This is a genomic window from Streptomyces sp. NPDC058464 (genome assembly GCF_042721035.1).
GTDB lineage: Bacteria > Actinomycetota > Actinomycetes > Streptomycetales > Streptomycetaceae > Streptomyces.
Map to the genome: position 1 here is coordinate 117,807 of NZ_JBHXMA010000002.1, position 23,561 is coordinate 141,367.

Sequence of the window (23,561 nt, forward strand, 5' to 3'; positions counted from 1 at the left end):
AGGGGCGCGGGGCTGTGTCGATGTGCGGCTGCCGCCGCGTGGGCGCGACCGGCCCCCACCGGCCCGCGGCCGAACGACCGCTATCTCGCCACCGGTGCCAACCTCTCCGGACCGTTGGCGGCAGACTTCCGCAGCTTCGCCTGCAGCGCCCGCTCCCCGGCGGACAACGGCCCCATCCCCACCTCCGCCGGGACCCCGCTGATCGCCTGGGCCGGGCCGATCGGCGCCTCGTAGTGTGTCGGCGCCGTCCGCAGCGTGAGGGTCGTCGCCGCGATGATCGTCGCCGTGAAGGCGATCGCCGACCGGGTCCAGAAACGGGTCTGCCGTTCGGCGTACGTCCGCACGGTGGGCGGCTGGGCCGCCCGCAGCCGCTCCGTCGAGGCCAGTTCGGCGAGCCGGCGGTGCAGTGCGGCGGGGTCGGCGAGTTCCGGCACCCGGCCGGCGACCAGCCGCCGCGCGCGGGTCAGCCGGCTGGCCGCCGCCGGCGTGCTCGCCTCCGTCTCCGCCGCGGTCTCCGGCAGGTCGAGCCCGATGCCGTCGTACAGCAGGAGCGTGCGGCGGTACGTCGTGGGCAGTTTCAGCAGCGCGTCCAGCAGCGCGCGGTCGGCCGCGTCGGCCGGCGGGGGCTCGGGGTGGCGGTGGCGCAGGCGGAAGCGGTGCCAGGGGGAGAGCGCGCACTCGTGCGCCACCGCCCGCACCCAGCCGGCCGGGTCCCGGTCGCGAGCCACCTGCGGCCAGTTCTGCCAGGCGAGTTGGAAGGCCCGCTCGACCGCCTCCTGCGCAAGCTCCCGGCGGCCGGTGAGCAGGTAGGTCTGCCGTACCAGAGCCGGGGCGCAGAACGCGTAGAGCGCGTCGAAGGCCTGAGCGGGCGTCAGAGCCGGGGACGGTCCGGCCTCGTCGGTACGGGCGGGGCTCTGTGTCATCGGGCGCACCTCCCTTCGAAAAAGCACATAAACATATATTGAGCGACACTTCGGCTGTTCACCGGTTACGACGGGAAAGCGCGTGTCGTTGGGAGCATGGCGGTCGTGATTCGGATGACCGCCCGCCGACCGTCGTTGCCGTCCCGCCGACCGTCGTTGTCGCCTCTGCTCGGCCGGGTGCGCGACCGCTCCCCAGGACTGGCCGCGAGCCTGGCGGCCGGCGCGCTCGCGGCCGGGCTCGGCCTGGCCGCGTTCGCCGTGCTGGTGATCGCGCTCTGGGTCAGCTCGCCGTACCCCGACAGTGGTCCGGGCGGTGCGGTGCACGTCGCGGCGGCGCTGTGGCTGCTCGCCCACGGCGTCGAACTGGTCCGCACCGACACACTGTCCGCGGTACCGGCACCCGTCGGGGTGACGCCGTTGCTGCTGCCCGCGCTGCCGGCGCTGCTGGTGTACCGGGGTACACGGGACGCGGTCGACGCGCCGCACGGCGACGGCGCCGGCGCACCGCCGCCGGTCCGTGCCCGTACCGCGTGGACCGGGGTCGTCGTCGGCTACCTCGGCGTCGGCGGGTGTGCCGCGCTCTACGCGTCCGGCGGCGAACTGCGCCCCCAGTGGCCGTGGGTGGCGGTGTGTCTGCCGCTGCTCGCGGCGGTCGCGGCGGGCGCCGGGGTGTGGACGGCGTACGGCCGTCCGCGTGAACCGCTGCTGAGCCTGGTGCTGGTGCTGCCCGGGTCGGCACGCCGGCTGCTGCTCGGGCGGGACGCGCGGGTGCGGTGGGGTACGGCGGTCCGCGCGTCCCTGGCCGGGACGGTCGTGTTCTTCGGGGGCGGGACGCTGCTGCTCGCGGCGTCACTGGTGGGGCACGGCGACGCGGCGCGGTCGTCGTTCCTGCAGCTGACGGAGGGCTGGTCGGGCCGGTGCGCGGTCCTGTTCCTCTGCGTCGCGCTGATCCCGAACGCGGCGGTGTGGTCGGCGTCGTACGCCGCGGGCCCCGGCTTCGCACTCGGCGCCGGGCATCTCGTGAACCCCCTGGCCTCCGATCCGGCACCGCAGCTCCCGCCCTTCCCGCTGCTGGCGGCGGTGCCGCAGCACGGTCCCGGAACTCCCGTGAACTGGCTGGCCGGGGCGGTGCCGGTGACGGCCGGGGTGACGGTGGCGTGGTTCGTGGCGGCGCGGGCGGCCAAGCGGCGCTGGCCGGCCGGGCGCACGGCCGGGGTGGCGGCACTGGCGGCGCTGCTGTGCGCGCTGCTGCTCGCGGCGCTGGCCGAGCTGGCCGGCGGTCCGCTGGGCGTCGCCGCACTCACCCGCTTCGGCCCGGTCTGGTGGCAGACGGGCATGGCGGCCGGCGGCTGGCTCCTCGCGGTGGGCGTACCGGGCGCCCTGGGGCTGCAGGCGTGGCGGAGGGAGGGCGCCGCCTCGCTCGCCGCATGGCTGGGGTTCGCGCCGAGGAAGCCGGGGGAGGGGCACACGGCGGACAACCACAAGCGCAAGCACAAGCAGAGGCCGGATCAGAGGCCGAAGCCGAAGCGGAGGAAGCAGGGTCGCCGAACGCTGTCGCACAGGGCCCCGACGCCCCCGGCCCCGGCCCCGGCCTCAGGGTCGCCCCCGGCCCAGGTCGTGGTGGTCGGGCTGTGGCCCGATCAGGGCGACGGCGACGCGTCCGAGCGGTACGAGGCACTGCCGGCCGAGCCGCGCGAGGTGCTGCCCGGAGACCCGCTGCCCGGACTCTGGCAGGACGAGGCGGCCCGCAGGGCCCGCTGGACGGCGCCGCGGAAGCTGTCCGAACCGGCCGCCGGGGACACCGACGCCCCCTGACTCCCCGGTCCCCTCCGGTCTCCGCCCGTCACCTTCCGTACCCTGCCGTCTCCTCCCGTCAGCTGTTCCCGGTGCCCAGCACGTTCCGCAGCTCCTGCGGCAGCAGGTGGTCGCAGGACTGCTTGGCCTCGTTGGTGAGGGCGTCCGAGACACAGGTGTAGTAGTCGCGGTAGACCATCTGGGCCGTGAAGTTCGCCGCCACCAGGGCCAGCGCCAGGGACGCCGTGACCAGACCGCTGATCGCCGCCGTCGTCTGGGGGCGGCCGGTGGTGGCCTCGTCGGGGGTGCGGGGCTTGGCGCGGAGCGCGCTGATGCCCCAGTAGACCGCCAGGGCACCGAGCAGCAGCGCCACGTACGGCCAGCTGAAGAGCGCGAAGAGGAAGGCCCACATGCCGCACAGCAGGGCGTACCGTGCCCGCCGCTGGGCCGGGTCCGTCGGGTCCCACCGCATTCCGGGGCCGCCAGGACCGCCGGGACCGGGACCGCCCTGACCGCCGCCGCCCGGGCCGCCGTCGGGACGCTCGCCGAACCCGCCGGGCTGCCGGCCGGGCTGGCGGTCGCTCCACTGGCTGCCCCAGGGCGCCCCCGAACCCTGATCGTCGTCACCGGCCGGGCGGCGCGGCCGCCAGGGCGTGTCCGGCGTGCCCTCGGGCGGTGGGGCGAAGGGGTTGTCGTCCTGCTGGTCGCCCTTCGGCCGGTCGGAGGGCGCGTCCGGCGGCGAGGCCGGCCGCTCCCGCAGCAGCACGGCGGAACGCGTCCCTCCCTGTACCGACTGCGGGGGGAGCATGCGAAGTCCCAGGCTGCGGTCCGGCATCAAGTGAGCGTCTTCCCCTAGATCAAGATGAACAGAACGGAGTTGATGGATACGACGGCTGGCTGCGGGTGATCGGCAGAGCAACCGAAACGACTGCCTACCCGGTGAACGCGCCGTATCCCGGACGCGTTCCCGCCTCGGTACCTCCCAGACGCTACCTTCCGGCCACGCCCCCGTCCCGTGGGGGCCGCCCGGTGTGCCGGTATCGTTGCTGACGGTCGGCCGCTTCGTAGACTTCCCCGTATCCCGGGGCGCGATGCACTCGTACGAATGTACAAAGCGGGTACGAGTCCGGCCGCCGTACCGACGCTCCCCCGAGAAAGGGCCCCCACCGTGGCCGCCAAGCCCGTGGCCAAGCGCCTCGTCGTGCTGGTCTCCGGATCCGGCACCAACCTGCAGGCGCTCCTCGACGCGATCGCGGAGAACGGCGTCGAGGCATACGGCGCCGAGGTCGTCGCCGTGGGCGCCGACCGTGCCGGCATCGAGGGGCTCGCGCGTGCCGAGCGGGCCGGGATCCCGACCTTCGTGACCAGGGTGAAGGACTTCGGGAGCCGCGAGGAGTGGGACCGGGCGCTGGCCGACGCCGTGGCCGCCCACGAGCCCGACCTGGTCGTCTCCGCCGGGTTCATGAAGATCGTCGGCAAGGAGTTCCTGGCGCGGTTCGGGGGGCGGACCGTCAACACGCACCCCGCCCTGCTGCCCAGTTTCCCCGGGGCCCACGGCGTACGGGACGCGCTCGCGTACGGCGCCAGGGTCACCGGCTGCACCGTCCACTTCGTCGACGACGGCGTCGACACCGGGCCGATCATCGCTCAGGGCGTGGTGGAGGTCCGGGACGAGGACGACGAGAGCGCTCTGCACGAGCGCATCAAGGACGTCGAGCGAAGGCTGCTCGTCGAGGTCGTGGGGCGGATCGCCCGCAACGGCTATCGCATTGAGGGACGAAAGGTAGTTATCCAGTGACCGCCGAGAGCACTGTCACGGCCGAGAGCGGCAAGCGGGCCATCCGTCGCGCGCTCGTCAGCGTCTATGACAAGACCGGGCTCGAAGAGCTCGCCCGCGGACTGCACGAGGCCGGTGTCGCACTCGTCTCCACCGGCTCCACCGCCTCCCGCATCGCCGCCGCCGGCGTCCCCGTCACCAAGGTCGAGGAGCTCACCGGCTTCCCGGAGTGCCTGGACGGCCGGGTCAAGACCCTGCACCCCAAGGTCCACGCCGGCATCCTCGCCGACCTGCGCCTGGAGGACCACCGGCAGCAGCTGGCGGACCTCGGCGTCGAGCCGTTCGACCTCGTCGTCGTCAACCTCTACCCGTTCCGAGAGACCGTCGCCTCCGGTGCCACGCCCGACGAGTGCGTCGAGCAGATCGACATCGGCGGCCCCTCCATGGTCCGCGCCGCCGCCAAGAACCACCCCTCGGTCGCCGTCGTCACCAGCCCCGCCCGGTACGCCGACGTCCTCGCCGCGGTCTCCGACGGCGGCTTCGACCTCGCCACCCGCAAGCGGCTCGCCGCCGAGGCCTTCCAGCACACGGCGTCCTACGACGTGGCGGTCGCGAGCTGGTTCGCCTCCGAGTACGCGCCCGTCGACGACTCGCCGTTCCCCGACTTCCTCGGTGCCACCTGGGAGCGTGAGAACACCCTGCGCTACGGCGAGAACCCGCACCAGCCGGCCGCCCTCTACGTCGACGCCTCCGGCGGCGGCCTCGCCAAGGCCGAGCAGCTGCACGGCAAGGAGATGTCGTACAACAACTACACGGACACGGACGCCGCGCGCCGTGCCGCGTACGACCACGACGAGCCGTGCGTCGCGATCATCAAGCACGCCAACCCCTGCGGCATCGCGGTCGGCGCGGACGTCGCCGAGGCGCACCGCAAGGCGCACGCCTGCGACCCGCTGTCGGCGTTCGGCGGGGTCATCGCCGTCAACCGGCCGGTGAGCAAGGAGATGGCGGAGCAGGTCGCCGAGATCTTCACCGAGGTCATCGTCGCGCCCGACTACGAGGAGGGGGCCCTGGAGGCCCTCGCCAAGAAGAAGAACATCCGGGTGCTGAAGGCGCCGGGCGCCCCCGCCAACCCGGTCGAGGTCAAGCCCGTCGACGGTGGCGTGCTGCTCCAGGTCACCGACCGGCTCCAGGCCGACGGCGACGACCCGGCCAACTGGACCCTCGCGACCGGCGAAGCGCTCAGCCCCGAGGAGCTGGCCGAACTCGCCTTCGCCTGGAAGGCCTGCCGTGCGGTGAAGTCCAACGCCATCCTGCTGGCCAAGGACGGCGCCTCGGTCGGCGTCGGCATGGGCCAGGTCAACCGCGTCGACTCCGCGAAGCTCGCCGTCGAGCGGGCGGGCGAGGAGCGGGCACGCGGCTCCTACGCCGCCTCGGACGCCTTCTTCCCGTTCCCCGACGGCCTGGAGATCCTCACCGCGGCAGGCATCAAGGCCGTGGCGCAGCCGGGCGGTTCGGTCCGTGACGAGCTCGTCGTGGAGGCCGCGAAGAAGGCGGGCGTGACGATGTACTTCACCGGCACGCGGCACTTCTTCCACTGAGTCACCGGCAGACAGCGCGGAAACACCAGGGCCGTGTCCCCTTGCGCGGGGGACACGGCCCTTGGAGTACCTACCGGTGAACGCCTCAGTTGCTGCGGATCACGATCGTGCCGCAGACCTTGTCGGCGAACGTCTGGCGCTTGGAGTCCCACGCCGGCCACAGCCAGCCCAGGTAGCAGGCGAGGCTGTCCAGGATGTGCGCGATACGGCGGACGAACGCCATGCCGACGCCGATCGGCTGGCCGGTGGCCTCCTTGACCAGGCGGATGCCCAGCGCCTTCTTGCCGACCGTCTGGCCGGTGCGGCCCTCCATGATCAGCTGCCAGATGGCGACACCGAGGACGGCGAGGAGGCCGATCGCTCTGATCGCCCCGTTGTTCCGGCCGACGATCACGATGATGTACGGCACCAGGAAGATCAGGCCGTCGACGACGGTGCCACCGAAACGCTGGCCCCAGTTCGCGTACGGCGGAGTCGCGCCGTACCCCTGCTGCGGGTAGCCGTAACCGCCCTGCTGCGGGTAGCCCGGCTGCTGGGGGTAGCCGTAGCCCTGCGGCGGCACGCCCTGCGGGGCCTGCTGGTAGCCGGGCTGCTGCGGGTAGCCGTAGCCGGGCTGGCCCTGCTGCGGGTCCTGCGGCTGACCATAGGGGTTGTTGGGCGAGCCGAAACTCATGACGGTCTTCCTCCGTTGATCCTGCGGGGACGACGCGGACAAGGACGGAGGTACGTCATGATCTGAGCGGTTTGCCCCCCACCGGACCGCGATACTGCGCCGCTCATCGTTTAGTACGGGCGTGTTGTTGTCCACCCCGATTCGCGATGTGTTGTGCAAGTGCAACATCATTGATCATGACCGCACACCCGACTGGAACCGGGAGGCCGCTATCCGCGAGGATGGAGCCATGACCGCCCAGATTCTCGATGGCAAGGCCACCGCAGCCGCGATCAAGTCCGATCTGACCGCCCGCGTGGCGGCGCTGAAGGAGAAGGGCGTCACGCCCGGCCTCGGCACGATCCTCGTCGGGGACGACCCCGGCAGCCAGAAGTACGTCGCCGGCAAGCACCGCGACTGCGCGCAGGTCGGCATCGCCTCCATCCAGCGCGAACTCCCGGCCACCGCGACCCAGGAGGAGATCGAGGCGGTCGTCCGCGAGCTCAACGACGACCCCGCCTGCACCGGCTACATCGTCCAGCTCCCGCTGCCCAAGGGCATCGACGAGAACCGCATCCTCGAGCTGATGGACCCGCACAAGGACGCCGACGGCCTGCACCCCATGAACCTCGGCAGGCTGGTCCTCGGCGAGCCGGCGCCGCTGCCCTGCACCCCCAACGGCGTGCTCACCCTGCTGCGCCGCCACGGCGTCGAGATCAAGGGCGCCGAGGTCGTGGTCGTCGGCCGGGGCGTGACCATCGGGCGTCCGATGCCGCTGCTGCTCACCCGGCGCAGCGAGAACGCGACGGTCACGCAGTGCCACACCGGTACACGGGATCTCGCTTCGCATCTGAAGCGCGCCGACATCATCGTCGCCGCCGCCGGCTCCCCGCACCTGATCCGTCCCGAGGACGTCAAGCCGGGTGCCGCCGTCCTCGACGTCGGCGTCTCCCGCAACGCCGAGGGCAAGATCGTCGGCGACGTGCACCCCGGGGTCGCCGAGGTCGCCGGATGGATCTCCCCGAACCCCGGCGGTGTCGGGCCGATGACCCGGGCGCAGCTGCTCGTCAACGTGGTCGAGGCGGCGGAGCGCAGTGTCGGCTGACCGCGGTCACGAGCAGGGCGCGGGGCGCCGGGCGACCCGGCGCTTCCCGCTGTTCACCCGGGACACCGCGCGCCCCGAAGGGGGCGGCAGGGCCGCGTCGGGTGATCTGCCGGCGCCGGCCCGGCAGTGGCCGATGCTGGTCGTACTGGCGAGCGTCGGAGTGGGGCTGCTGCTGACCTCGCTGGACCAGTTCCGGATCGGGGCGCTGCTGATCGGGGCGGCGCTGCTGGCCGGGGCGGTGATGCGGTGGATACTGCCGAGCGTGGGGATGCTGGCGGTCCGGTCGCGGTTCACGGACATCGCGACGTACGGGGTGCTGGGGCTGGCGATCGTGCTGCTGGCGTTGATGGCGCAGCCGAAGCCGTGGCTGGTGATCCCTTATTTGAAGGACACGCTGCATTTCACGATGAAGAGCTGAGGATTCGTCGTCGGCTGCGGGCGCGCGGGGGCTGGTCGCGCCCGCGCGGCGGTAGCCGCAGATCCGATACAGCCCCGCGCCCCCAAAAAGAGCAGGGCATGGCCCGCACCTCCCCCGGTGGGTGCGGGCCTCCTCCCCCCGGTTCGAAGGTAGGGATCCGGGTCCGTTCGCGAATCCCACCTCCGGTTGAACCCCCTACAACTTCCGCGGTACGTCGGGCGATTGACTCGCTCTCCGCGGGCCCCGCGTTACGCTGCGGCGATGCGACCGCGGAACCCGCCCCCACTCGCCGTCGACACGCTGATCGCGTGCATGACGGTCGTGATGGCCGTGTTGCTGGGGCGTGAGTCGCCGACACAGGGGTGGCCGCAGCTGGACGCGCGGGCGTACGCGCTGATCGGGCTGGCGCAGCTGCCCGTCGCCCTGCGCGGGCGGTGGCCGGTCGCGGTCTTCGCCGTCATGCAGGGCGCCTCGATCGTCTACGTCAGCCTCGGCTTCTGGCCCGTGGTGTGCACCTTCGGCTCCATGCTCGCGCTGTACACCATCGCCTCGGTACGGCCGGTCCGGGTCGCCGTCGGCTGCGCGGCCTGCATGACCGGCATGTGGCTGTACGCGGGGATCGTCACCGACAACTCCTCGATGCCGTCGGTCGTCATGCAGGCACTGCTGTACTGCTCGGTGCTGGTCTGGTTCGGGCATCTCGCGCAGCGGTCCGCCGCGCTCACCCGGCATCTGCGGGCCGAGCAGACCGAGCGGGCCCGGCGCGCGGTCGTCGAGGAACGCGGGCGGATCGCACGGGAGTTGCACGACGTCGTCGCCCATCACATGTCGGTGATCTCGGTGCAGGCGGGGCTCGCCAGGTTCGTCTTCGAGTCCGATCCGGGCAAGGCGCGCGGGGCGCTCGGCACCATCGCCGACACCAGCGGGGAGGCCCTGGACGAGCTGCGGCGCATGCTCCAGGTGCTCAGGGACGAGGATCCGCGTGCCGCCGAGCGCGCCCCCATGCCGACGCTGGACCGGCTGGTCGAGCTCGTCGAGAGGGTGCGGGCCGGCGGACTGCCCGTCGAGTTCGTGGTCGAGGGCGCTCCCCGGCCGCTGCCGCCCGGCGTGGAGCTGTGCGCCTACCGCGTCGTCCAGGAGGCGCTGACCAACGTCCTCAAGCACGCCGGCCGCGCCCACGCGCGTGTGCTGCTCCGGTACGGGCCCCACGAGCTGACCGTGTCCGTCCTCGACGACGGAGAGGGGGTGAATTCGGACAGAGTGTCAACGGGCGCCGGACATGGCTTGATTGGCATGCGTGAGCGGGCCAAGCTCTACGGCGGGACGATCAGCGTCGGCCCACGCTCCGAGGGCGGCTTCGCGGTCGAGCTGACCCTGCCGACATCGGCCGCACTCGCACGGCGGGGGGACGACCGTACCGGATGACCAGAGTGCTCGTGGTCGACGACCAGTTCCTCATCCGCGCCGGCCTGGTGGGCCTGCTGGAGGCGGCCCCCGGATTCGAGGTGGCCGGTGAGGCGGGGGACGGTGCGGAGGCGGTGCGGCTGGCCGCCGAGACCCGGCCCGACGTCGTCCTCATGGACATCCGGATGCCGGGGGTCAACGGCATCGAGGCCACCGAGCGCATCCTCGCCCGGGCGGAGGGTCCCGCGCCCCGCATCCTCGTCCTCACCACCTTCGACCTCGACGAGTACGTGTACGGCGCGCTGCGCGCCGGCGCCTCGGGGTTTCTCCTCAAGGACTCCGGCCCCGAACGGCTGCTGGCCGCCGTCACCGCGGTGGCCGGCGGTGACGCCCTGTTCGCGCCCAGCGTCACCCGGCGCCTGGTCGAGGCCTTCGCCCACCGGCACGGCCCCGGCCTCGGCCCCGACGCCGGACCACCGCCCGACCTCGACGTGCTGACCTCCCGCGAGGTCGAGGTCCTCAAGCTCACCGCGCGCGGGCTGTCCAACCTGGAGATCGCCGACCGCCTCTACATCAGCGAGGCGACCGTGAAGACCCACCTCAACCGCACCATGACCAAGCTCGACCTGGGCAGCCGGGCGCAGGCGGTGGTGGTGGCGTACGAGACGGGGCTGGTGACGCCGGGCGGACCCGCGAGCTGACCGGTGACCGACCGGTGAACCGACGACGGCCTGGGCGGCGGTCTTGTCGGCGGGCCGGTCGCTGGTCCGCCCGGCGATCCCGTCCGGTGGTCCCGTCCGTGGTCCGGTCCGTGGTCCGGTCCGTGGTCCGGTCCGTGGTCCGGTCCGTGGTCCGGTCCGTGGTCTGTCGGGTGGTCCGGTCCGTGGTCTGTCCGAAAGGCGGCCCGTCCCCTCCCCCGAGCAGGACGGACCGCCGTCCTGAATCAGCCTTCCCACCGTGGCGCGGCTGTTCAACGGCTGTCCGTCGGCTGTGGCAGAGAGGTGACAGTTCCGCTACGGGCCGCCCGTACTGCCACAGCCTGCGGGAACCGTCGGGCCGCCCGCCGTCGTCACCCGCTCTGAACTGGCAACGAACTGGCAACGGGGCAGGCCGTGGAGGTGCGTGATGGGCGGCTGGCAGCCGCTGCCGGAGGGACTCCCGCCGGAGGTGCGGCACTTCGTGGAGCAGCTGCGGCTCCTCAAGGACGACACCGGCCTCAGCCTGGTCGCGCTGGGTGCCCGCACCGCGTACAGCAAGTCCTCCTGGCAGCGCTACCTCAACGCCGTGCAGCCGCCGCCCCGCCAGGCCGTCGTCGCGCTGTGCCGGGTCGCGGGCCTGGCCGGCGCCGACGCCGAACGGCACGCCGTGCGCTGGGAACTCGCCGTCCAGGCCTGGCCGCGCCCGGCGACCGGGCCGGACCGCCCGGCGGGCGCCGGGGACGCGGAGGGGTACGAGGACGACCCGACCCTCCCGTGGTGGGACCGGCCGGAGCCGGACCCGGCGTCCCGCGCGCACGGCCGTCTGCTGCTGTACGCGGTCCTGCTGTTGCTCGCGCTGCTCCTGGTGGCGGTCGTCGGTGCCGTGGCTCTCGGGTGAGCTGAGCGCTCTGTGGCCTGTGAGGTCACGGCTGGATGACCGGTGTGTCGATGTGTTGACAAGTTCGCGGATATGTCACGAAGCCGACTCACAGCCGGGCTAACGTGGCCAATCTGGACGAGTCGACGGCCCGTTGGACCGTACGGCGGGCGGCGTGCGACGGTGCATGCCGGACGGGTCAGTGCTCCTGTGCGCCCCCTGCTCGGGGACTGTCCGCCGGGGTCGCCGCATTCCGGTGGGTAGCCAGAACGGGGACCGGCGCGGGGGCACCGCGCGCGGGGAGCGCGGGGGAAGACACGGCACCGAACCGGGGGAAAGAGGACCGGGGGAAAGAGGGGGGAAGCAATGCCTCGTTGGAAAGCCCTGCCGGATGAACTCGATCCGCAGGTCAAGGAGTTCGCCACCCAGCTGCGGAGGCTCGTGGACCGCGGCGGGCTGAGCGTCGCGGCACTGTCCGACCGCACCGGCTACGCCAAGACGTCCTGGGAGCGCTATCTCAACGGCCGCCTGCTGGCGCCCAAGGGCGCGGTCGTCGCGCTCGCCGAGGTCACCGACACCGATCCCGTCCACCTCACGACCATGTGGGAGCTGGCCGAACGGGCCTGGAGCCGTTCGGAGATGCGCCACGACATGACCATGGAGGCGATCCGGATCTCCCAGGCGCGGGCCGCGCTCGGGGAGTTCGGGGCGCCGCCCGCCACGTCCACGACCACCACCGCCGGCGGCAAGGCGCCGCGCCGGGCGGGCAGCGCCGTGGCGATGCCGGGGATCGCCGGGCCGGCGGGTGTCTCGCCCACCATCCCGCCCCAGCCGACGGCACCCGACGCGAACCGCCGGGAGGGCGCGGGTTCCCGCGGCCCGGCCACGCCTGCGGCCCCGCCCGGCGGCGGCAGGCGGCGGCTGACGATGTTCCTCGCCGGGGTCGTCGGCGTGGCCGTGGTCATCGCCGCGGTCCTCTTCCTCACCGGGGGCGACGGCGACGGGAAGAAGAACCAGGGCAGCGGCGCCTCGGCCACCCCCTCCACCGGCACCAGCAGCCGGCTCCCGGCCGGGGTGAAGTGCGCGGGCGCCGGCTGCACCGGCAAGGACGCGGAGGCCATGGGGTGCAGCGGCGACCTCGTGACCACCGCCAAGACCGTCGCGGTCGGCGCGACCACCCTGGAGGTCCGCTACAGCAGGACCTGCGGCGCCGCGTGGGGCCGTATCACCGGGGCCGCGCAGGGCGACTCGGTCCGGGTCACGGCCGGCACCAGCACGGAACGCGGCTCCATCACGGCCGCCGGCGACACGATCGCGTACACGCCGATGGTGGCGGTGCGGGACGCGGCACAGGCGAAGGCGTGCGCGACGCTGGCCTCGGGGCAGCAGGGGTGCACGACGTAGGAAGCGTGACCACGGCAGCCTGTCCGGCGAAGAAACCGGCGGCACGCAGGAATGCGGGCCGCTCTCCTGGGCACGCGGAAGGTATCCCCCCACGGGAGTCCGGAATCCGGTACCCCCGAGTGGCGGCCGTCCTGTCCCACCTCTCCCGGGCAGGCGGCCGCCTCTTTCGCGGGGGGAGTTTTGTGGGGTGAGCCACACCGACCCCTCGCCCTCCGGCATCCTTGATGCGCGATAGCCTGACCGGTGGATCTCTTGATACCAAGAGATCGATCATTTGTACGTCCGCACCCCAGGGCACCCAGGGCAAGGACGCCCACCGCCAGCTGTCATACGGAGAACGCCATGACCCGCACTCCCGTGAACGTCACCGTCACCGGCGCGGCCGGCCAGATCGGTTACGCCCTGCTCTTCCGCATCGCCTCCGGCCAGCTGCTCGGCGCGGACGTGCCGGTCCGGCTCCGCCTCCTGGAGATCACCCCCGCGCTCAAGGCCGCCGAGGGCACCGCGATGGAGCTCGACGACTGCGCCTTCCCGCTGCTCCAGGGCATCGACATCTCCGACGACCCGAACGTCGCCTTCGACGGCGCCAACGTCGCCCTTCTGGTCGGCGCCCGCCCCCGCACCAAGGGCATGGAGCGCGGTGACCTCCTGGAGGCCAACGGCGGCATCTTCAAGCCGCAGGGCAAGGCCATCAACGACCACGCCGCGGACGACATCAAGGTCCTGGTCGTCGGCAACCCGGCCAACACCAACGCGCTGATCGCCCAGGCCGCCGCGCCGGACGTACCGGCCGAGCGCTTCACCGCGATGACCCGCCTCGACCACAACCGCGCGCTGACCCAGCTCGCGAAGAAGACGGGCTCGACGGTCGCCGACATCAAGCGCCTGACGATCTGGGGCAACCACTCCGCCACCCAGTACCCCGACATCTTCCACGCCACGGTCGCCGGCAAGAACGCCGCCGAGGTCGTGAACGACGAGAAGTGGCTGGCCGAGGAGTTCATCCCGACCGTCGCGAAGCGCGGCGCGGCCATCATCGAGGCCCGCGGCGCGTCCTCCGCGGCCTCCGCCGCCAACGCGGCCATCGACCACGTGCACACCTGGGTCAACGGCACCGCCGACGGCGACTGGACCTCCATGGGCATCCCGTCGGACGGCTCCTACGGCGTCCCGGAGGGCCTGATCTCCTCCTTCCCGGTCACCACCAAGGACGGCGTCTACGAGATCGTCCAGGGCCTGGAGATCAGCGAGTTCTCCCGCGCCCGCATCGACGCGTCGGTGCAGGAGCTGGCGGAGGAGCGCGACGCGGTCCGCGCCCTCGGTCTCATCTGAGCCTCCCGCACCCCGACGGGCCCCGCTCCGGATCCCTCCGGAGCGGGGCCCGTCGCCGTGCCCGCGGTGTCACTCCATCCCGCGCTTCCCCGGTGTCCAGAACGGCTTGGTGAGCACCGCGCGCCGGTCCCAACCCGCCTCCTGGACCAGCACCTTCCGCACCGCCTGCACGGCCCGTGCCTCCCCGGCGACGTACGCCACACCGCCGGGTTCGGGAGCGAGCCGCCGTACCGCCTCCGGCAGCGAGGTCTCGGTCCTGAGCAGCCAGTCGAGCCGCTCCGCGTGGGGGAGGGGCAGCCGGTCGGCGGCCGTCTCCGTCTCGACGCACCCGGAGATCGGGGCCTCCTCGGGCAGTGCCGCGAGCATGGCGCCGAAGGCGACCGCGGCCGTCTCGTCGCCGACGAAGACGTGGTGGGCGGCGTCGGGGCGCAGCGTGAAGGTGCCCTCCGGCTTGCGCAGCCGTACCTGCTCGCCCGCCTCGACGGTGCGGCCCCAGCGGGCGCCCGGTCCGCCCTCGGAGTGGTCGAGGACGCACAGCTCGACGACGCCGGACGGGTCGTAACGCCAGACGGAGTAGGTGCGGAGAGTCAGGCCGGTGACCAGGACCCGGACCTGCTGGCCGGGCCGGACGTCGAGGCCGGCGAGCTGGTCGCCGTCGATGCGCAGGCGGCGCATCCGGGCGGTGATCTGTTCGGCCTCGGTGACGGTGCCGCGCAGGGTCAGCAGGTCGAGGACGGGGTTCAGGAGGGCGGGCATCGGGGGGCTCCTCAACGGGCCGTAGTGTGCGGGGAGTTGCTCAGGCGCCGGTAGAACGCGATAGTACGCGTTCCGGCTCGGACGCGATAGTGCGTGTCGGGGTGCGGCGGCCGTGACCGGCCACCACGATCGCCGTCGCCGCGAGGACCAGCAGCGCGACGGTACGCAGGGCGGGGCCCATCCCGGAGGCGAGGTCGCCGTGTGCGGACAGGACCGTGCCGGTGACCGCGACCCCGAGGGCCGCGCCGGTCTCGCGGGCCGTGGTGCCGAGCCCGGAGCCGAGACCCGCCTGGTGCGGCGGGAGCGAACTCACCACGCCGAGGGTGAGGGCCGGCATCGACAGACCGGTGCCCACCGAGATGACCAGCAGCCAGCAGGCGTACGTCCAGTACGGCGTGGCCGCGTCGACGGTGGAGGCGCCGAGCAGCCCGAGGCCGATCAGGGCGAGCCCGGCGCCGACGACCGCGCGCGGGTGGCCCGCCCAGCGGGCGGCGAGCCTCGGGACCAGGGCCATGCCGATCGTCAGCGGCATGATGGCGACGCCGGTCACGGCCGCGTCGTAGCCCTTCACGCCCTGCAGGTACTGCGAGTTGACGAAGAAGAGGGAGAAGAGGCCGAAGAAGCCGGCCGCCGTGCCGAGGGACGCCGAGCGCAGCCGGGCGGAGGCGAAGACGCGCGGGTCGAAGAGGGGGCGCGGCGCGCGCAGGGCGTGCGCGGTGAACAGGGCGGTCAGGACGGCGCCCGCCGCGAAGGAGCCGAGGATGGGCGCCGACGTCCAGCCGTACGTGGTGCCCTCGATGATGCCGAACAGCACCGCCACCAGGCCCGCCGTCAGGAGCAGGGTGCCGAGCGGGTCCGGGTTGCTGCGCGCGGAGCGTTCGGTGCGCGGGGTGACGACGGCGACGGCCAGGGCGAGCAGCGCGGCCAGCGGGACCATCGCGGCGAACAGGGCCCGCCAGGACAGGAACTGACCGACCAGGCCGCCGCCCAGGTTGCCGGCCGCGCCGCCCAGGCCCAGCGCCAGGGTCCAGGAGGCGAGGGCGCGGGCGCGCTGCTCGGGGGCGGAGAGGTGGACCAGGATCGACAGGGTGGCCGGGGTGATCAGGGCGGCCCCGGCGCCGGACAGGCCGCGGCCCGCTATGAGCACGGCCGGATCCGGCGCGAGCGCACTGGTGGCCGCGCCCGCCGCGAACAGGGCGAGGCCCGCCAGCAGGGCGCCCTTGCGGCCGTACCGGTCGCCGAGCGCGCCGGCCGGGACGAGCAGGGCCGCGAAGGCGATGACGTAGGCGTCGACGGTCCACAGGATCTCGCTGTGCGAGGGGTGCAGGGACGAGGCGGCCAGTTCGGGGATGAGCAGGTTGATGGCGGCCACCATGCTCTGCGCGACCAGCACGCAGGCGCACAGGACGAGCAGGACGGGGCGTTTCAGGGCGTGCGAGGGCACGGCTCCTCCCGGGGAGCTGGTGGGTGGTGTGGGATGCCCTGTCACCGTAGGGTCGGCGCTGGCCTGCTTTCCAGTGCAACCTTTGCAAGGGGCGAATGCGTATGACGCAATCCACCGGTTCTCCCGGCAGCCTCGACCTGAACCTGCTGGTCGCACTGGACGTCCTCCTGGAGGAGCAGAGCGTGCAGGGGGCCGCGCGGCGGCTGCACCTGTCCGAACCGGCCATGAGCCGTACCCTCGGCCGGATCCGCCGGGCGCTCGGCGACCCGGTGCTGGTGCGCGCCGGACGCGGGATGGTGCCGACCCCGCACGCCCTGGCCGTGCGCGCCGAGGTGAGCGCGGTGGTGGAACGGGCGCGGGCGCTGTTCGCGCCGGGCCGGGACACCGATCTGCGGACCGTCTCCCGGACGTTCACGATCATCGGCTCCGACGCCATCGCCGGCACCCAGGCCGCCACCCTCTTCGCCCGGGCCGCCGCGGAGGCGCCCGGCATCCGCATCCGCTTCCTCGCCGAGGCCCACGTGGACCTGCCGTACCTGCGGCAGGGCACCGCCGACCTGGAGGTCGGCGCGATCGACACCACCGCGCCCGAGGTGCGGGTGGAGCGGCTCCACGAGGACCGCATGCTCGGCGTCGTACGCTCCGGACACCCGCTGCTGGCCGGCGAAGTGACGCCCGAGCGGTACGCGACCGCGGCCGGTCACCTGAACGTCTCGCGGCGCGGCAAGCTGCACGGCCCCGTCGACGCCGCACTGGCGGAACTCGGCCTGGAACGCCATGTGGTGGGGACCGTCGGCACCTTCCCGGCCTCCCTCTTCGTGCTCCGCGACTCCGACCTGATCGGTCTGATCAGCTCCTGGGGGGTCCCGCTGGCCACCGCCCTGGGCCTCACCACCTTCGAGGTCCCGCTGCCGCTGCCGCCGATCCCTCTCGGCCTGGCCTGGCACCCGCGCCACGACGCCGACCCGGCGCACGCCTGGCTGCGGCGCTGCGTAAGGGAGTTGCTGGTCGGCGGCGGTTCCGGGGACGTTGTCAGTGGCGGACCGTAACCTTCGGGGCATGACTGATGACACCCGGTCGGCCGTCTGGTGGGAACCGCCCGTCGCCGGAACCGAACTCGACACCCTGATCGGTTCCCTGGAGCGGCAGCGGCGCACCTTCGCCTGGAAGAGCGAGGGACTCGACGCCGCGGCGCTCGGCCGTCGGCTCGCGCCCTCCGCCCTCACCCTCGGCGGGCTGCTGAAACACCTCGCCCTGGTGGAGGACCAGTACTTCACCGTACGGCTGCTGGGGGAGAAGCTCCCCGCCCCGTGGGACGCGGTGGACTGGGACGCCGAGCCCGACTGGGAGTGGGGATCGGCCGCCGCCGACAGCCCCGAGGAGCTGTACGCGCTGTGGGAGGCGGCGGTGGCCCGGTCCCGGGCCGCGATACGCCGGGCGGCGGCCGACGGGGACGCCGGTGCCCTGATCGCCTACGTCTCCCGCACCGGCGCGCGGCCCAGCCTGCGCCGGCTGCTGACCGACATGATCGAGGAGTACGCGCGGCACGTCGGACAGGCCGACCTGATCCGGGAGTCGATCGACGGGCGCGTGGGGGAGGACCCGCCGGCCGACTTCTGACCAGCGGCGTCTTCCGACATTTCCGTTCCGCTGGTCACCGCCGTCCCCCTATGCTGATGGTTTGTCAACTCGACGTCCAACAACACACTTCACACGCATCGGGGGATCGCGTGAGCACTGCTTACGTGCCGCAGCAACCGCAACAGCCGCAACAGCCGCAGCGGGCGACGCCCGAACCGGCCCCGCCCGCCCAGCCGGGGGTGCCGCCGTACGCCAGTGAGGCGACCCGGCTGCTGTGCGCGGGGACCTATCTGGACCCTGCCTACCGGGACCGGGTCATCGAGGAACTCGACCTCAACGAACAGCGGTTCGTGGCCCCCTCGCTCGGCTTCGACGCCGCCCGCGTCCTCGCCCACGCCCTGCGCGCCCGCCGCCAGGAACTGCTGTGGGCCGCCGCGATCCTGGGGCTGTGGGCGGTCGGGCTGCCGCTCAGCGGCTGGCTGCTCGCCCTGTTCCTGCTGCCCGGCATCGCGCTCGCCGTCGCCCCCTGGATCCAGGGGCTCACCGTGGTGCCGCCGCTGTACCGGGCGATCGGCGCCTTCCTGGTCCGCTGGTGGGGCCGGGCGTTCTTCACCACCGCCCTGATCCTGACCCTGGTCGTCGCGTTCGGCGGCGGCTCGGACAGCGGCAGCACGTCGTACCAGTCGTACGGCTCCGACGACGGCTACTACGGCTCCAGCTACTCGGACTCCACCAGCTACGCCGACCTGCTGGTCCCGGGCAGCGGCGACCTCGGCGGTCTCGCGAAGCCCTGGCACGCCTGGCTCGCGCTCGCCGTGCTGGCCGGCATCGCCCTGTGCGGGCACGCCCAGCGCACCCGGTTCAGCCGGGCCCTGGCCGGCGAACTCTCCCCGCAGCGCTTCCCCGACGCGGCGAACGACCCCGCGGAGAAGGCCGAGAGCCCCCGCTTCCAGCGGATCAGGCAGCGCATCCGGACCGAACAGCACGCCCCGCTGATCATGTACAACGAGACCGATCCGTTCTGCGGGGCCGGCACCGCCTACAGCACCTGGGTGCTCGCCGTCGAACTCCGGCGCGACGAGCTGAAGAAGGAGCAGCAGCCGCTCAGCAACCGCGCCGTCCTGGAGCGGATCCGCCCGCTGCTCGAACGGCTCCGCATCCCCGCCGAGTACGCCGGACCCGGCGTCCGGGACCGGCTGCGCCAGCTGGAGATCGACGAGTGCGTGTTCCTCCCGGCCGAGGGGCTGCTCAGCCGCGACCAGGCGCCCTACACCCCGGACGCCTTCGCCGAGCACCGGGCGCGGGCCGTCGAGGAGGGCGCCGAGAAGCGCCGGCACTTCCTGCGCATCCGGGTCGACGGCTGGGATGAGGAGCTGGTCGTCACGGTGTTCGTGCGCATCCACACCCAGGGCCGGATGCTCGTCCTGGAGATCGCCCCGCACGTACTGACCCCGGTCCGCGCGGACTTCAAGGAGGCGGACCGCGTCGCCCACCGGTTCCGGAACAACAACTGGGTGGGCAAGACGGCCGCCGCGCTCGTCCTGGTCCCCGGTTCCGTGGGCCGCTCGCTGGTCCAGCTCGGCCGGGGCGCGGTGTACGTCTGGCGGCTGCTGACCGGCGGCCACGCGGGCGCGCTGCCCGAGGGGCCCGCGCTGTCCGTGCGCGAACTGGCCTCGGTGGACGTCGGATCCCACTTCCAGGAGATGGACGTCGCCCGCTATCTGCGGAGCATCCAGGACCGGGTGGCGAACGGCGTACGGGCCGCGCTCGCCGACGCCGGGTACGAGACCGGCGAGTTCGTCCAGAAGATCGTCAATGTCAGCAACGACGTGAGCATCGGCCGGGTCGAGGGCTCCACGTTCGCGGTCGGCAGCCACGCCACCGCCACCAGCGTCGTACAGGAGAAGGGGGCCGACACCCATGGCCGGTGAGGAACCGCAGGTCAGCATGGGGAACGTGACGGGGAGTACGTTCGCCATCGGCAGCCACGCGCATGCCGAGAGCCACCACCACGGCACCGGGGGCGACCGGGCCGACGAGGAACTCCTCGCCGCGATCCGGGAGCTGCGGGCCGACCTGGAGCGGGTGCGGGGCACCGAGCAGACGGCGGCGCTGGGCGCGGCACTCGCCGAGACCGAGGAGGAGATCGCCCGCACGGGCCAGGCGGGCCCCACCCGCCGGGAACGCCTGCGCGCCCTGCTCACCGACTCCCAGGCCCTGCTCAACGTCCTGGCCTCGGCGGGCGCCCTGGCCGGCCTGCTCGGACTGTGAGAGGGCGGCCATGACCAACGGGGGATCACGCCACTGGAACGAGGACACCCAACGCTGGGAGGAGGGCCCGGCCCGTCCCACCCCGGCACCGGCACCGGCGCCGGCATCGGCACCGCCGCCGAGCGTGCCGGCACCGCCGCCGAGTGTGCCGATACCCACGCCGACCGCGCCGGCGCCGCCACCGGCCGCGGCAACACCTCCGCCACCGGTCCCGGCCGTGCCTCCCGCCCCGGCGACCGAGTGGTGGTCGGACGGGGGCGGGGGCTGGGCGGCTGCCGTGGGGCCGGGGGTGCCGGAGCCGGTGCAGCCGTCCGTGGCAGCGCCCGGGGCGCCCACGATGCCCACGGCGCCCGTGCCGTCGGGGTCCGCCGGGGGCGAGGCCTCCTGGGCGTCCGGTGCCGGGTGGGCGCCCGTCGAGCCGGGCCGGGTGGCGACGGCGGGGCGGTGGCCCGGTCGCAGGGTCGTGTGGTCGGTCGTCGTCGGGGCCGCCGTCGTCGGTGTGGCCGTGAGCCTGGTGCTGACGCTGGTGGTCGGGAAGGGGGACGGGCACAGGCCCGCCGCGGCCGGCGCCTCGGTCACCCCGACCCCTTCCGTGCTGACCGGCACCGAGACCACCGGGTCGCCCACGGAGCCCGGCTCACCGTCACCGACACCGTCGCCGTCACCGTCGGCGGGATACGAGCTGCGTCAGGACACCGAGGGCTTCCGGACCGCCGTCCCCGAGGGCTGGACGCGCTCCACCGCCGCCTCCTCGTACGGATTCGACGTGGTCAACTACCGCAGCCCCGACGGCACCCACCGGCTGCAGGTCTACCAGGTCGCGGAGGACTCCCCGGACGCCTCCTTCGAGCTCTACCTCTCCGACGGGACCCCCAAGCCGGACGGCTTCGAGGAGCTCGGCCTCACCGACCTCGTCGACGGCCCGTTCACCGGCGCCCGCCTGGAGTACCTGGCCGGGGCGATCAGCGGCGAGCCGGACGTCGGCACCTGGCACGTCTACGACGAGCGGTTCGTCGCGCAGGACGGCAGGGTCTACGCCATCGCCTCCTACGGCCCCGACTCCGACGGCCGCGACGACGAGCTGGCCGCTCTGACGACGGCGGTGGACTGGTTCTGCCCGCCGGACACGGCCTGCGACGCGGATCCGGCGGCGGACTGAGGCACCGGCCTCGCACTGGCCGTCGCACTGGCCGTCGCACCGGCCGTCGCACCGGTCACATCGTCGTTCCTTTAGTTTCAATATTCACGGAGAGTAATCGCCCGCATATTCAAAATTTCTTCAACTGTGAATCGGTAAGTATTCTATAACTTCTCTTCCGGGTGACTGAATTCCCCCGAACGCTCCAAGTCCCGCCCCGTGCGACGGTCGTTAGGTGACCGTGACGCGATTGGACTGGTGCGCAGCCGAAGATCATCCGACAACCGTGCTGCGCTGGCCCGGTGGTATGGATATCACCTCATGCTCGGACTTGCTCGATGATTTCCTGAAGAGAATCAATGCGATGGAAAACGAATATCGGCGGACCCTGGCGGATCTGTACGCGGCGTTCTGAGACAGGGTGCGGAGGTTAATCGATGGACGGGATTCAGCACGACCCGGGTCCGGGGCTCTACGACCACACCGGCTTCTACGACCATCCCGGTCTCTACGACCACACCTGGGGTGTCCCGGAGCCAGGGGTCGCGGCGAACGACTGGGACCCGGTGGAGGAGCTGGCGCAGATACTGTCCGCCCCGACCGGTGTGGCCGCGGCCCCCACCCTGGTGGACGTGCCGGCTCAGCGCCGGGCCAGCCGCCGACGGGTCCGCCACGACTCGCACCTGCTCGACGGCGGCCGGAGCGTCACCCACATCACGCTCCTGATCGCGGCGGTCTCGGTGTGCGCGGTGTCCATGCTGGCCTGGTCCGTCTGCTACTCCTACGCGCAGCTGCGCGGCATCGCCTCGTCGGTGCTCCCCGGCGGGCTGGCGCAGTACTGGCCGCTGACGGTCTACGGCCCGTGGTTCGTGGCGGCGCTGTCCGTCCTGCGGGCCACCGCGCAGCGCCGGAGCGCGCGCCGGTCCTGGTGTGTGGTGCTGGTCGCCTCCGTCGTGGCCGTGGGGCTGTGCGTCAGCCACTCCTCCCATGCGCTGTTGTCGTTAGTGATCTTCGGGATCCCGCCCGTCACCGCCCTGGTCTGTTTCTGGGAGCTCGTCGGTCAGATCTCGACCAGGGGCCGGCCCCGGCACGCCGTGCCCGCCGAATCGGCGAGCGCCACGTCCTGACCTGAGCACGAAAGGGCCAGGACCGGCCGGGTCCTAGGCCAGGACCCGCTGGACCGAGCGCAGTGCCAGGCGCAGCAGTCCCGGGCCGAACGTGATCCTCGTGGCCCCGAGTTCGCCGAGTTCGGCGGGCGCGGGGCTCGCGCCGTCCGGCCGGGCGTACATGTTCAGCGGGCCCTCGATGCCGGAGCGGAGAAGAGGGAGTACGGCGGTCGGGGCGTCGATCGGGTAGACGCAGTCGGCGCCGGCCGCGACGTACAGCGCGGCCCGCTCGATCGCCCGGCCGGGGTCGGTGACCCCGCGTGCGAAGGTGTCGACGCGGGCGTTGAGGAACAGCCGGTCACCGGCGGCCGAACGGACCTCGGCGAGCCACTCGGCGTGTTCGTGCGGGTCCTTGAGGACGCCCCCGGCGGAGTCCTCCAGGTTGCAGCCGACCGCCCCGGCCTCCAGCAGGCGCTCGACCAGCTCCTTCGGCGCCAGCCCGTAGCCGTCCTCCACGTCCGCGGACACCGGCACGTCCACGGCCCGCGTGATCCGCGCGAGCGCCGCGAACATCTCCGCCGCCGGGGTCTCGCCGTCCGCGTACCCCAGACTCGCCGCGACCCCGGCGCTGGGCGTCGCCAGCGCCGGGAACCCGGCCGCCACCAGGGCCCGGGCGCTCGCCGCGTCCCACGGGCCGGGCAGGATCAGGGGGTCTCCCGGCGGGCGCCCGTGGTGCAGGGCCCGGAAGGTGCCGGCCTTGCTCATCCGTGCTGGCCCGGCGTGTAGTGCCCGGGGACCATCCGGGTCGTCACGGCGAACCGGTTCCAGGAGTTGATCACGATGATCGAGGCGATCAGCTGCGTCAGCTGCACCTCGTCGAACTGCTTGGCGGCCCGCTCGTAGACCTCGTCCGGCACGAAGCCGTCGGTCAGCACGGTGACGGCCTCGGTCAGCTCGATCGCGGCGATCTCCTGCTCGGTGTAGAAGTGCTTCGACTCCTCCCACGCGCTGAGCTGGACGATGCGCTGGATGCTCTCGCCCGCCGCGAGCGCGTCCTTGGTGTGCATGTCGAGGCAGTACGCGCAGTGGTTGAGCTGCGATGCGCGGATCTTCACCAGCTCGAACAGCTTGGCGTCCAGCCCCTTACGGGCGGCTCCGTCCAGCCGGACCATCGCCCTGTAGACCTCGGGCGCGTGCTGGGCCCAGGGGAGGCGGGGGGTGTGCTCGGGGGCGTACTCGGCGTTTTCCTGGCTGCTCATGATGCCGACACTAGGTGCCAG

24 protein-coding genes are annotated in these 23,561 nt (G+C 72.9%); 17 read left to right on the top strand and 7 right to left on the bottom strand.

Going from position 1 to position 23,561, the window contains the following annotated elements; all coding sequences use genetic code 11:
- Nucleotides 1-80: 80 nt before the first annotated feature.
- Complete coding sequence (locus ACFWPQ_RS03475; RefSeq protein WP_384029494.1) at nt 81-923, bottom strand: RNA polymerase sigma factor; 843 nt, start codon at nt 921-923, stop codon at nt 81-83.
- Between the two features lie 96 nt (nt 924-1,019).
- Between ACFWPQ_RS03475 and ACFWPQ_RS03480 the strand changes: the two genes are divergently transcribed.
- Entirely contained in the window at nt 1,020-2,738 is a 1,719-nt protein-coding gene (locus tag ACFWPQ_RS03480) for a DUF6350 family protein (protein WP_384029496.1), read from the top strand.
- Nucleotides 2,739-2,796: 58 nt separating this feature from the next.
- On the opposite strand, the gene ACFWPQ_RS03485 is transcribed toward ACFWPQ_RS03480, so the two are convergent.
- Nucleotides 2,797-3,552 carry a hypothetical protein gene (locus ACFWPQ_RS03485; protein WP_384029498.1) on the bottom strand — a complete coding sequence of 252 codons (756 nt, stop codon included), beginning with the start codon at nt 3,550-3,552 and terminating at the stop codon, nt 2,797-2,799.
- Between the two features lie 333 nt (nt 3,553-3,885).
- Between ACFWPQ_RS03485 and purN the strand changes: the two genes are divergently transcribed.
- Both purN and purH read left to right on the top strand, forming a co-directional pair.
- Nucleotides 3,886-4,515, top strand: coding sequence for a phosphoribosylglycinamide formyltransferase (purN, locus tag ACFWPQ_RS03490; protein ID WP_384029500.1), 630 nt, complete (start codon nt 3,886-3,888; stop codon nt 4,513-4,515).
- On the top strand, nt 4,512-6,095 hold the full coding sequence (gene purH / locus ACFWPQ_RS03495; RefSeq protein ID WP_384029502.1) for a bifunctional phosphoribosylaminoimidazolecarboxamide formyltransferase/IMP cyclohydrolase: 1,584 nt from the start codon (nt 4,512-4,514) through the stop codon (nt 6,093-6,095). The genes purN and purH overlap by 4 nt, the downstream gene beginning before the upstream one ends.
- An 85-nt stretch (nt 6,096-6,180) precedes the next feature.
- Here the strand turns inward: purH and ACFWPQ_RS03500 are convergent, their stop codons facing one another.
- On the bottom strand, nt 6,181-6,768 hold the full coding sequence (locus tag ACFWPQ_RS03500; protein ID WP_384029504.1) for an RDD family protein: 588 nt from the start codon (nt 6,766-6,768) through the stop codon (nt 6,181-6,183).
- Nucleotides 6,769-6,997: 229 nt separating this feature from the next.
- Between ACFWPQ_RS03500 and ACFWPQ_RS03505 the strand changes: the two genes are divergently transcribed.
- From ACFWPQ_RS03505 to ACFWPQ_RS03535, 7 genes are all read left to right on the top strand, one after another.
- Nucleotides 6,998-7,852, top strand: a complete 855-nt coding sequence (locus ACFWPQ_RS03505) for a bifunctional methylenetetrahydrofolate dehydrogenase/methenyltetrahydrofolate cyclohydrolase (protein ID WP_089099330.1) — start codon at nt 6,998-7,000, stop codon at nt 7,850-7,852.
- Nucleotides 7,842-8,270: a DUF3017 domain-containing protein gene (locus ACFWPQ_RS03510; RefSeq protein WP_384029506.1), complete on the top strand. Its 429-nt coding sequence runs from the start codon at nt 7,842-7,844 to the stop codon at nt 8,268-8,270. The genes ACFWPQ_RS03505 and ACFWPQ_RS03510 overlap by 11 nt, the downstream gene beginning before the upstream one ends.
- A gap of 261 nt (nt 8,271-8,531) precedes the next feature.
- Nucleotides 8,532-9,695 (top strand): sensor histidine kinase, encoded by a 1,164-nt coding sequence (locus tag ACFWPQ_RS03515; protein WP_384029508.1) that lies wholly within the window; start codon nt 8,532-8,534, stop codon nt 9,693-9,695.
- Nucleotides 9,692-10,375, top strand: a complete 684-nt coding sequence (locus tag ACFWPQ_RS03520; protein WP_384029510.1) for a response regulator — start codon at nt 9,692-9,694, stop codon at nt 10,373-10,375. Before ACFWPQ_RS03515 ends, ACFWPQ_RS03520 begins: the two co-directional genes overlap by 4 nt.
- 424 nt (nt 10,376-10,799) lie before the next feature.
- Complete coding sequence (locus ACFWPQ_RS03525; protein ID WP_384029512.1) at nt 10,800-11,270, top strand: helix-turn-helix domain-containing protein; 471 nt, start codon at nt 10,800-10,802, stop codon at nt 11,268-11,270.
- 345 nt (nt 11,271-11,615) lie between these two features.
- A complete protein-coding gene (locus ACFWPQ_RS03530; protein ID WP_384029514.1) occupies nt 11,616-12,653 on the top strand; it encodes a DUF2690 domain-containing protein in 1,038 nt (345 codons plus the stop codon).
- A 342-nt stretch (nt 12,654-12,995) separates the two neighbouring features.
- The gene (locus ACFWPQ_RS03535; RefSeq protein ID WP_362562976.1) at nt 12,996-13,985 is read left to right on the top strand and encodes a malate dehydrogenase; all 990 of its coding nucleotides are present in this window, start codon (nt 12,996-12,998) and stop codon (nt 13,983-13,985) included.
- Between the two features lie 69 nt (nt 13,986-14,054).
- Here the strand turns inward: ACFWPQ_RS03535 and ACFWPQ_RS03540 are convergent, their stop codons facing one another.
- Nucleotides 14,055-14,741 carry a siderophore-interacting protein gene (locus tag ACFWPQ_RS03540; RefSeq protein WP_384029516.1) on the bottom strand — a complete coding sequence of 229 codons (687 nt, stop codon included), beginning with the start codon at nt 14,739-14,741 and terminating at the stop codon, nt 14,055-14,057.
- A gap of 40 nt (nt 14,742-14,781) precedes the next feature.
- Nucleotides 14,782-16,185 carry an MFS transporter gene (locus ACFWPQ_RS03545; RefSeq protein WP_384029518.1) on the bottom strand — a complete coding sequence of 468 codons (1,404 nt, stop codon included), beginning with the start codon at nt 16,183-16,185 and terminating at the stop codon, nt 14,782-14,784.
- Between the two features lie 95 nt (nt 16,186-16,280).
- Between ACFWPQ_RS03545 and ACFWPQ_RS03550 the strand changes: the two genes are divergently transcribed.
- The 7 genes from ACFWPQ_RS03550 (at nt 16,281) to ACFWPQ_RS03580 (ending at nt 22,302) form a co-directional block, all read left to right on the top strand.
- Nucleotides 16,281-17,234, top strand: a complete 954-nt coding sequence (locus ACFWPQ_RS03550) for a LysR family transcriptional regulator (protein ID WP_384029520.1) — start codon at nt 16,281-16,283, stop codon at nt 17,232-17,234.
- A 10-nt stretch (nt 17,235-17,244) separates the two neighbouring features.
- Nucleotides 17,245-17,805, top strand: a complete 561-nt coding sequence (locus ACFWPQ_RS03555) for a DUF664 domain-containing protein (protein ID WP_384029522.1) — start codon at nt 17,245-17,247, stop codon at nt 17,803-17,805.
- Between the two features lie 110 nt (nt 17,806-17,915).
- Nucleotides 17,916-19,697 carry a hypothetical protein gene (locus tag ACFWPQ_RS03560; protein ID WP_384029524.1) on the top strand — a complete coding sequence of 594 codons (1,782 nt, stop codon included), beginning with the start codon at nt 17,916-17,918 and terminating at the stop codon, nt 19,695-19,697.
- Entirely contained in the window at nt 19,687-20,037 is a 351-nt protein-coding gene (locus tag ACFWPQ_RS03565; protein ID WP_384029526.1) for a hypothetical protein, read from the top strand. Before ACFWPQ_RS03560 ends, ACFWPQ_RS03565 begins: the two co-directional genes overlap by 11 nt.
- Before the next feature lie 337 nt (nt 20,038-20,374).
- Nucleotides 20,375-21,196, top strand: coding sequence for a hypothetical protein (locus ACFWPQ_RS03570; RefSeq protein ID WP_384029528.1), 822 nt, complete (start codon nt 20,375-20,377; stop codon nt 21,194-21,196).
- A gap of 214 nt (nt 21,197-21,410) precedes the next feature.
- Nucleotides 21,411-21,590, top strand: a complete 180-nt coding sequence (locus tag ACFWPQ_RS03575; protein WP_361283186.1) for a hypothetical protein — start codon at nt 21,411-21,413, stop codon at nt 21,588-21,590.
- A gap of 22 nt (nt 21,591-21,612) precedes the next feature.
- Nucleotides 21,613-22,302 carry a DUF2637 domain-containing protein gene (locus tag ACFWPQ_RS03580; protein WP_384029530.1) on the top strand — a complete coding sequence of 230 codons (690 nt, stop codon included), beginning with the start codon at nt 21,613-21,615 and terminating at the stop codon, nt 22,300-22,302.
- 33 nt (nt 22,303-22,335) lie between these two features.
- On the opposite strand, the gene ACFWPQ_RS03585 is transcribed toward ACFWPQ_RS03580, so the two are convergent.
- Together ACFWPQ_RS03585 and ACFWPQ_RS03590 are read right to left on the bottom strand one after the other, a co-directional pair.
- On the bottom strand, nt 22,336-23,046 hold the full coding sequence (locus ACFWPQ_RS03585) for an isocitrate lyase/phosphoenolpyruvate mutase family protein (protein ID WP_384029532.1): 711 nt from the start codon (nt 23,044-23,046) through the stop codon (nt 22,336-22,338).
- Entirely contained in the window at nt 23,043-23,540 is a 498-nt protein-coding gene (locus ACFWPQ_RS03590) for a carboxymuconolactone decarboxylase family protein (protein WP_384029534.1), read from the bottom strand. Before ACFWPQ_RS03590 ends, ACFWPQ_RS03585 begins: the two co-directional genes overlap by 4 nt.
- Between the last annotated feature and the right edge of the window lie 21 nt (nt 23,541-23,561).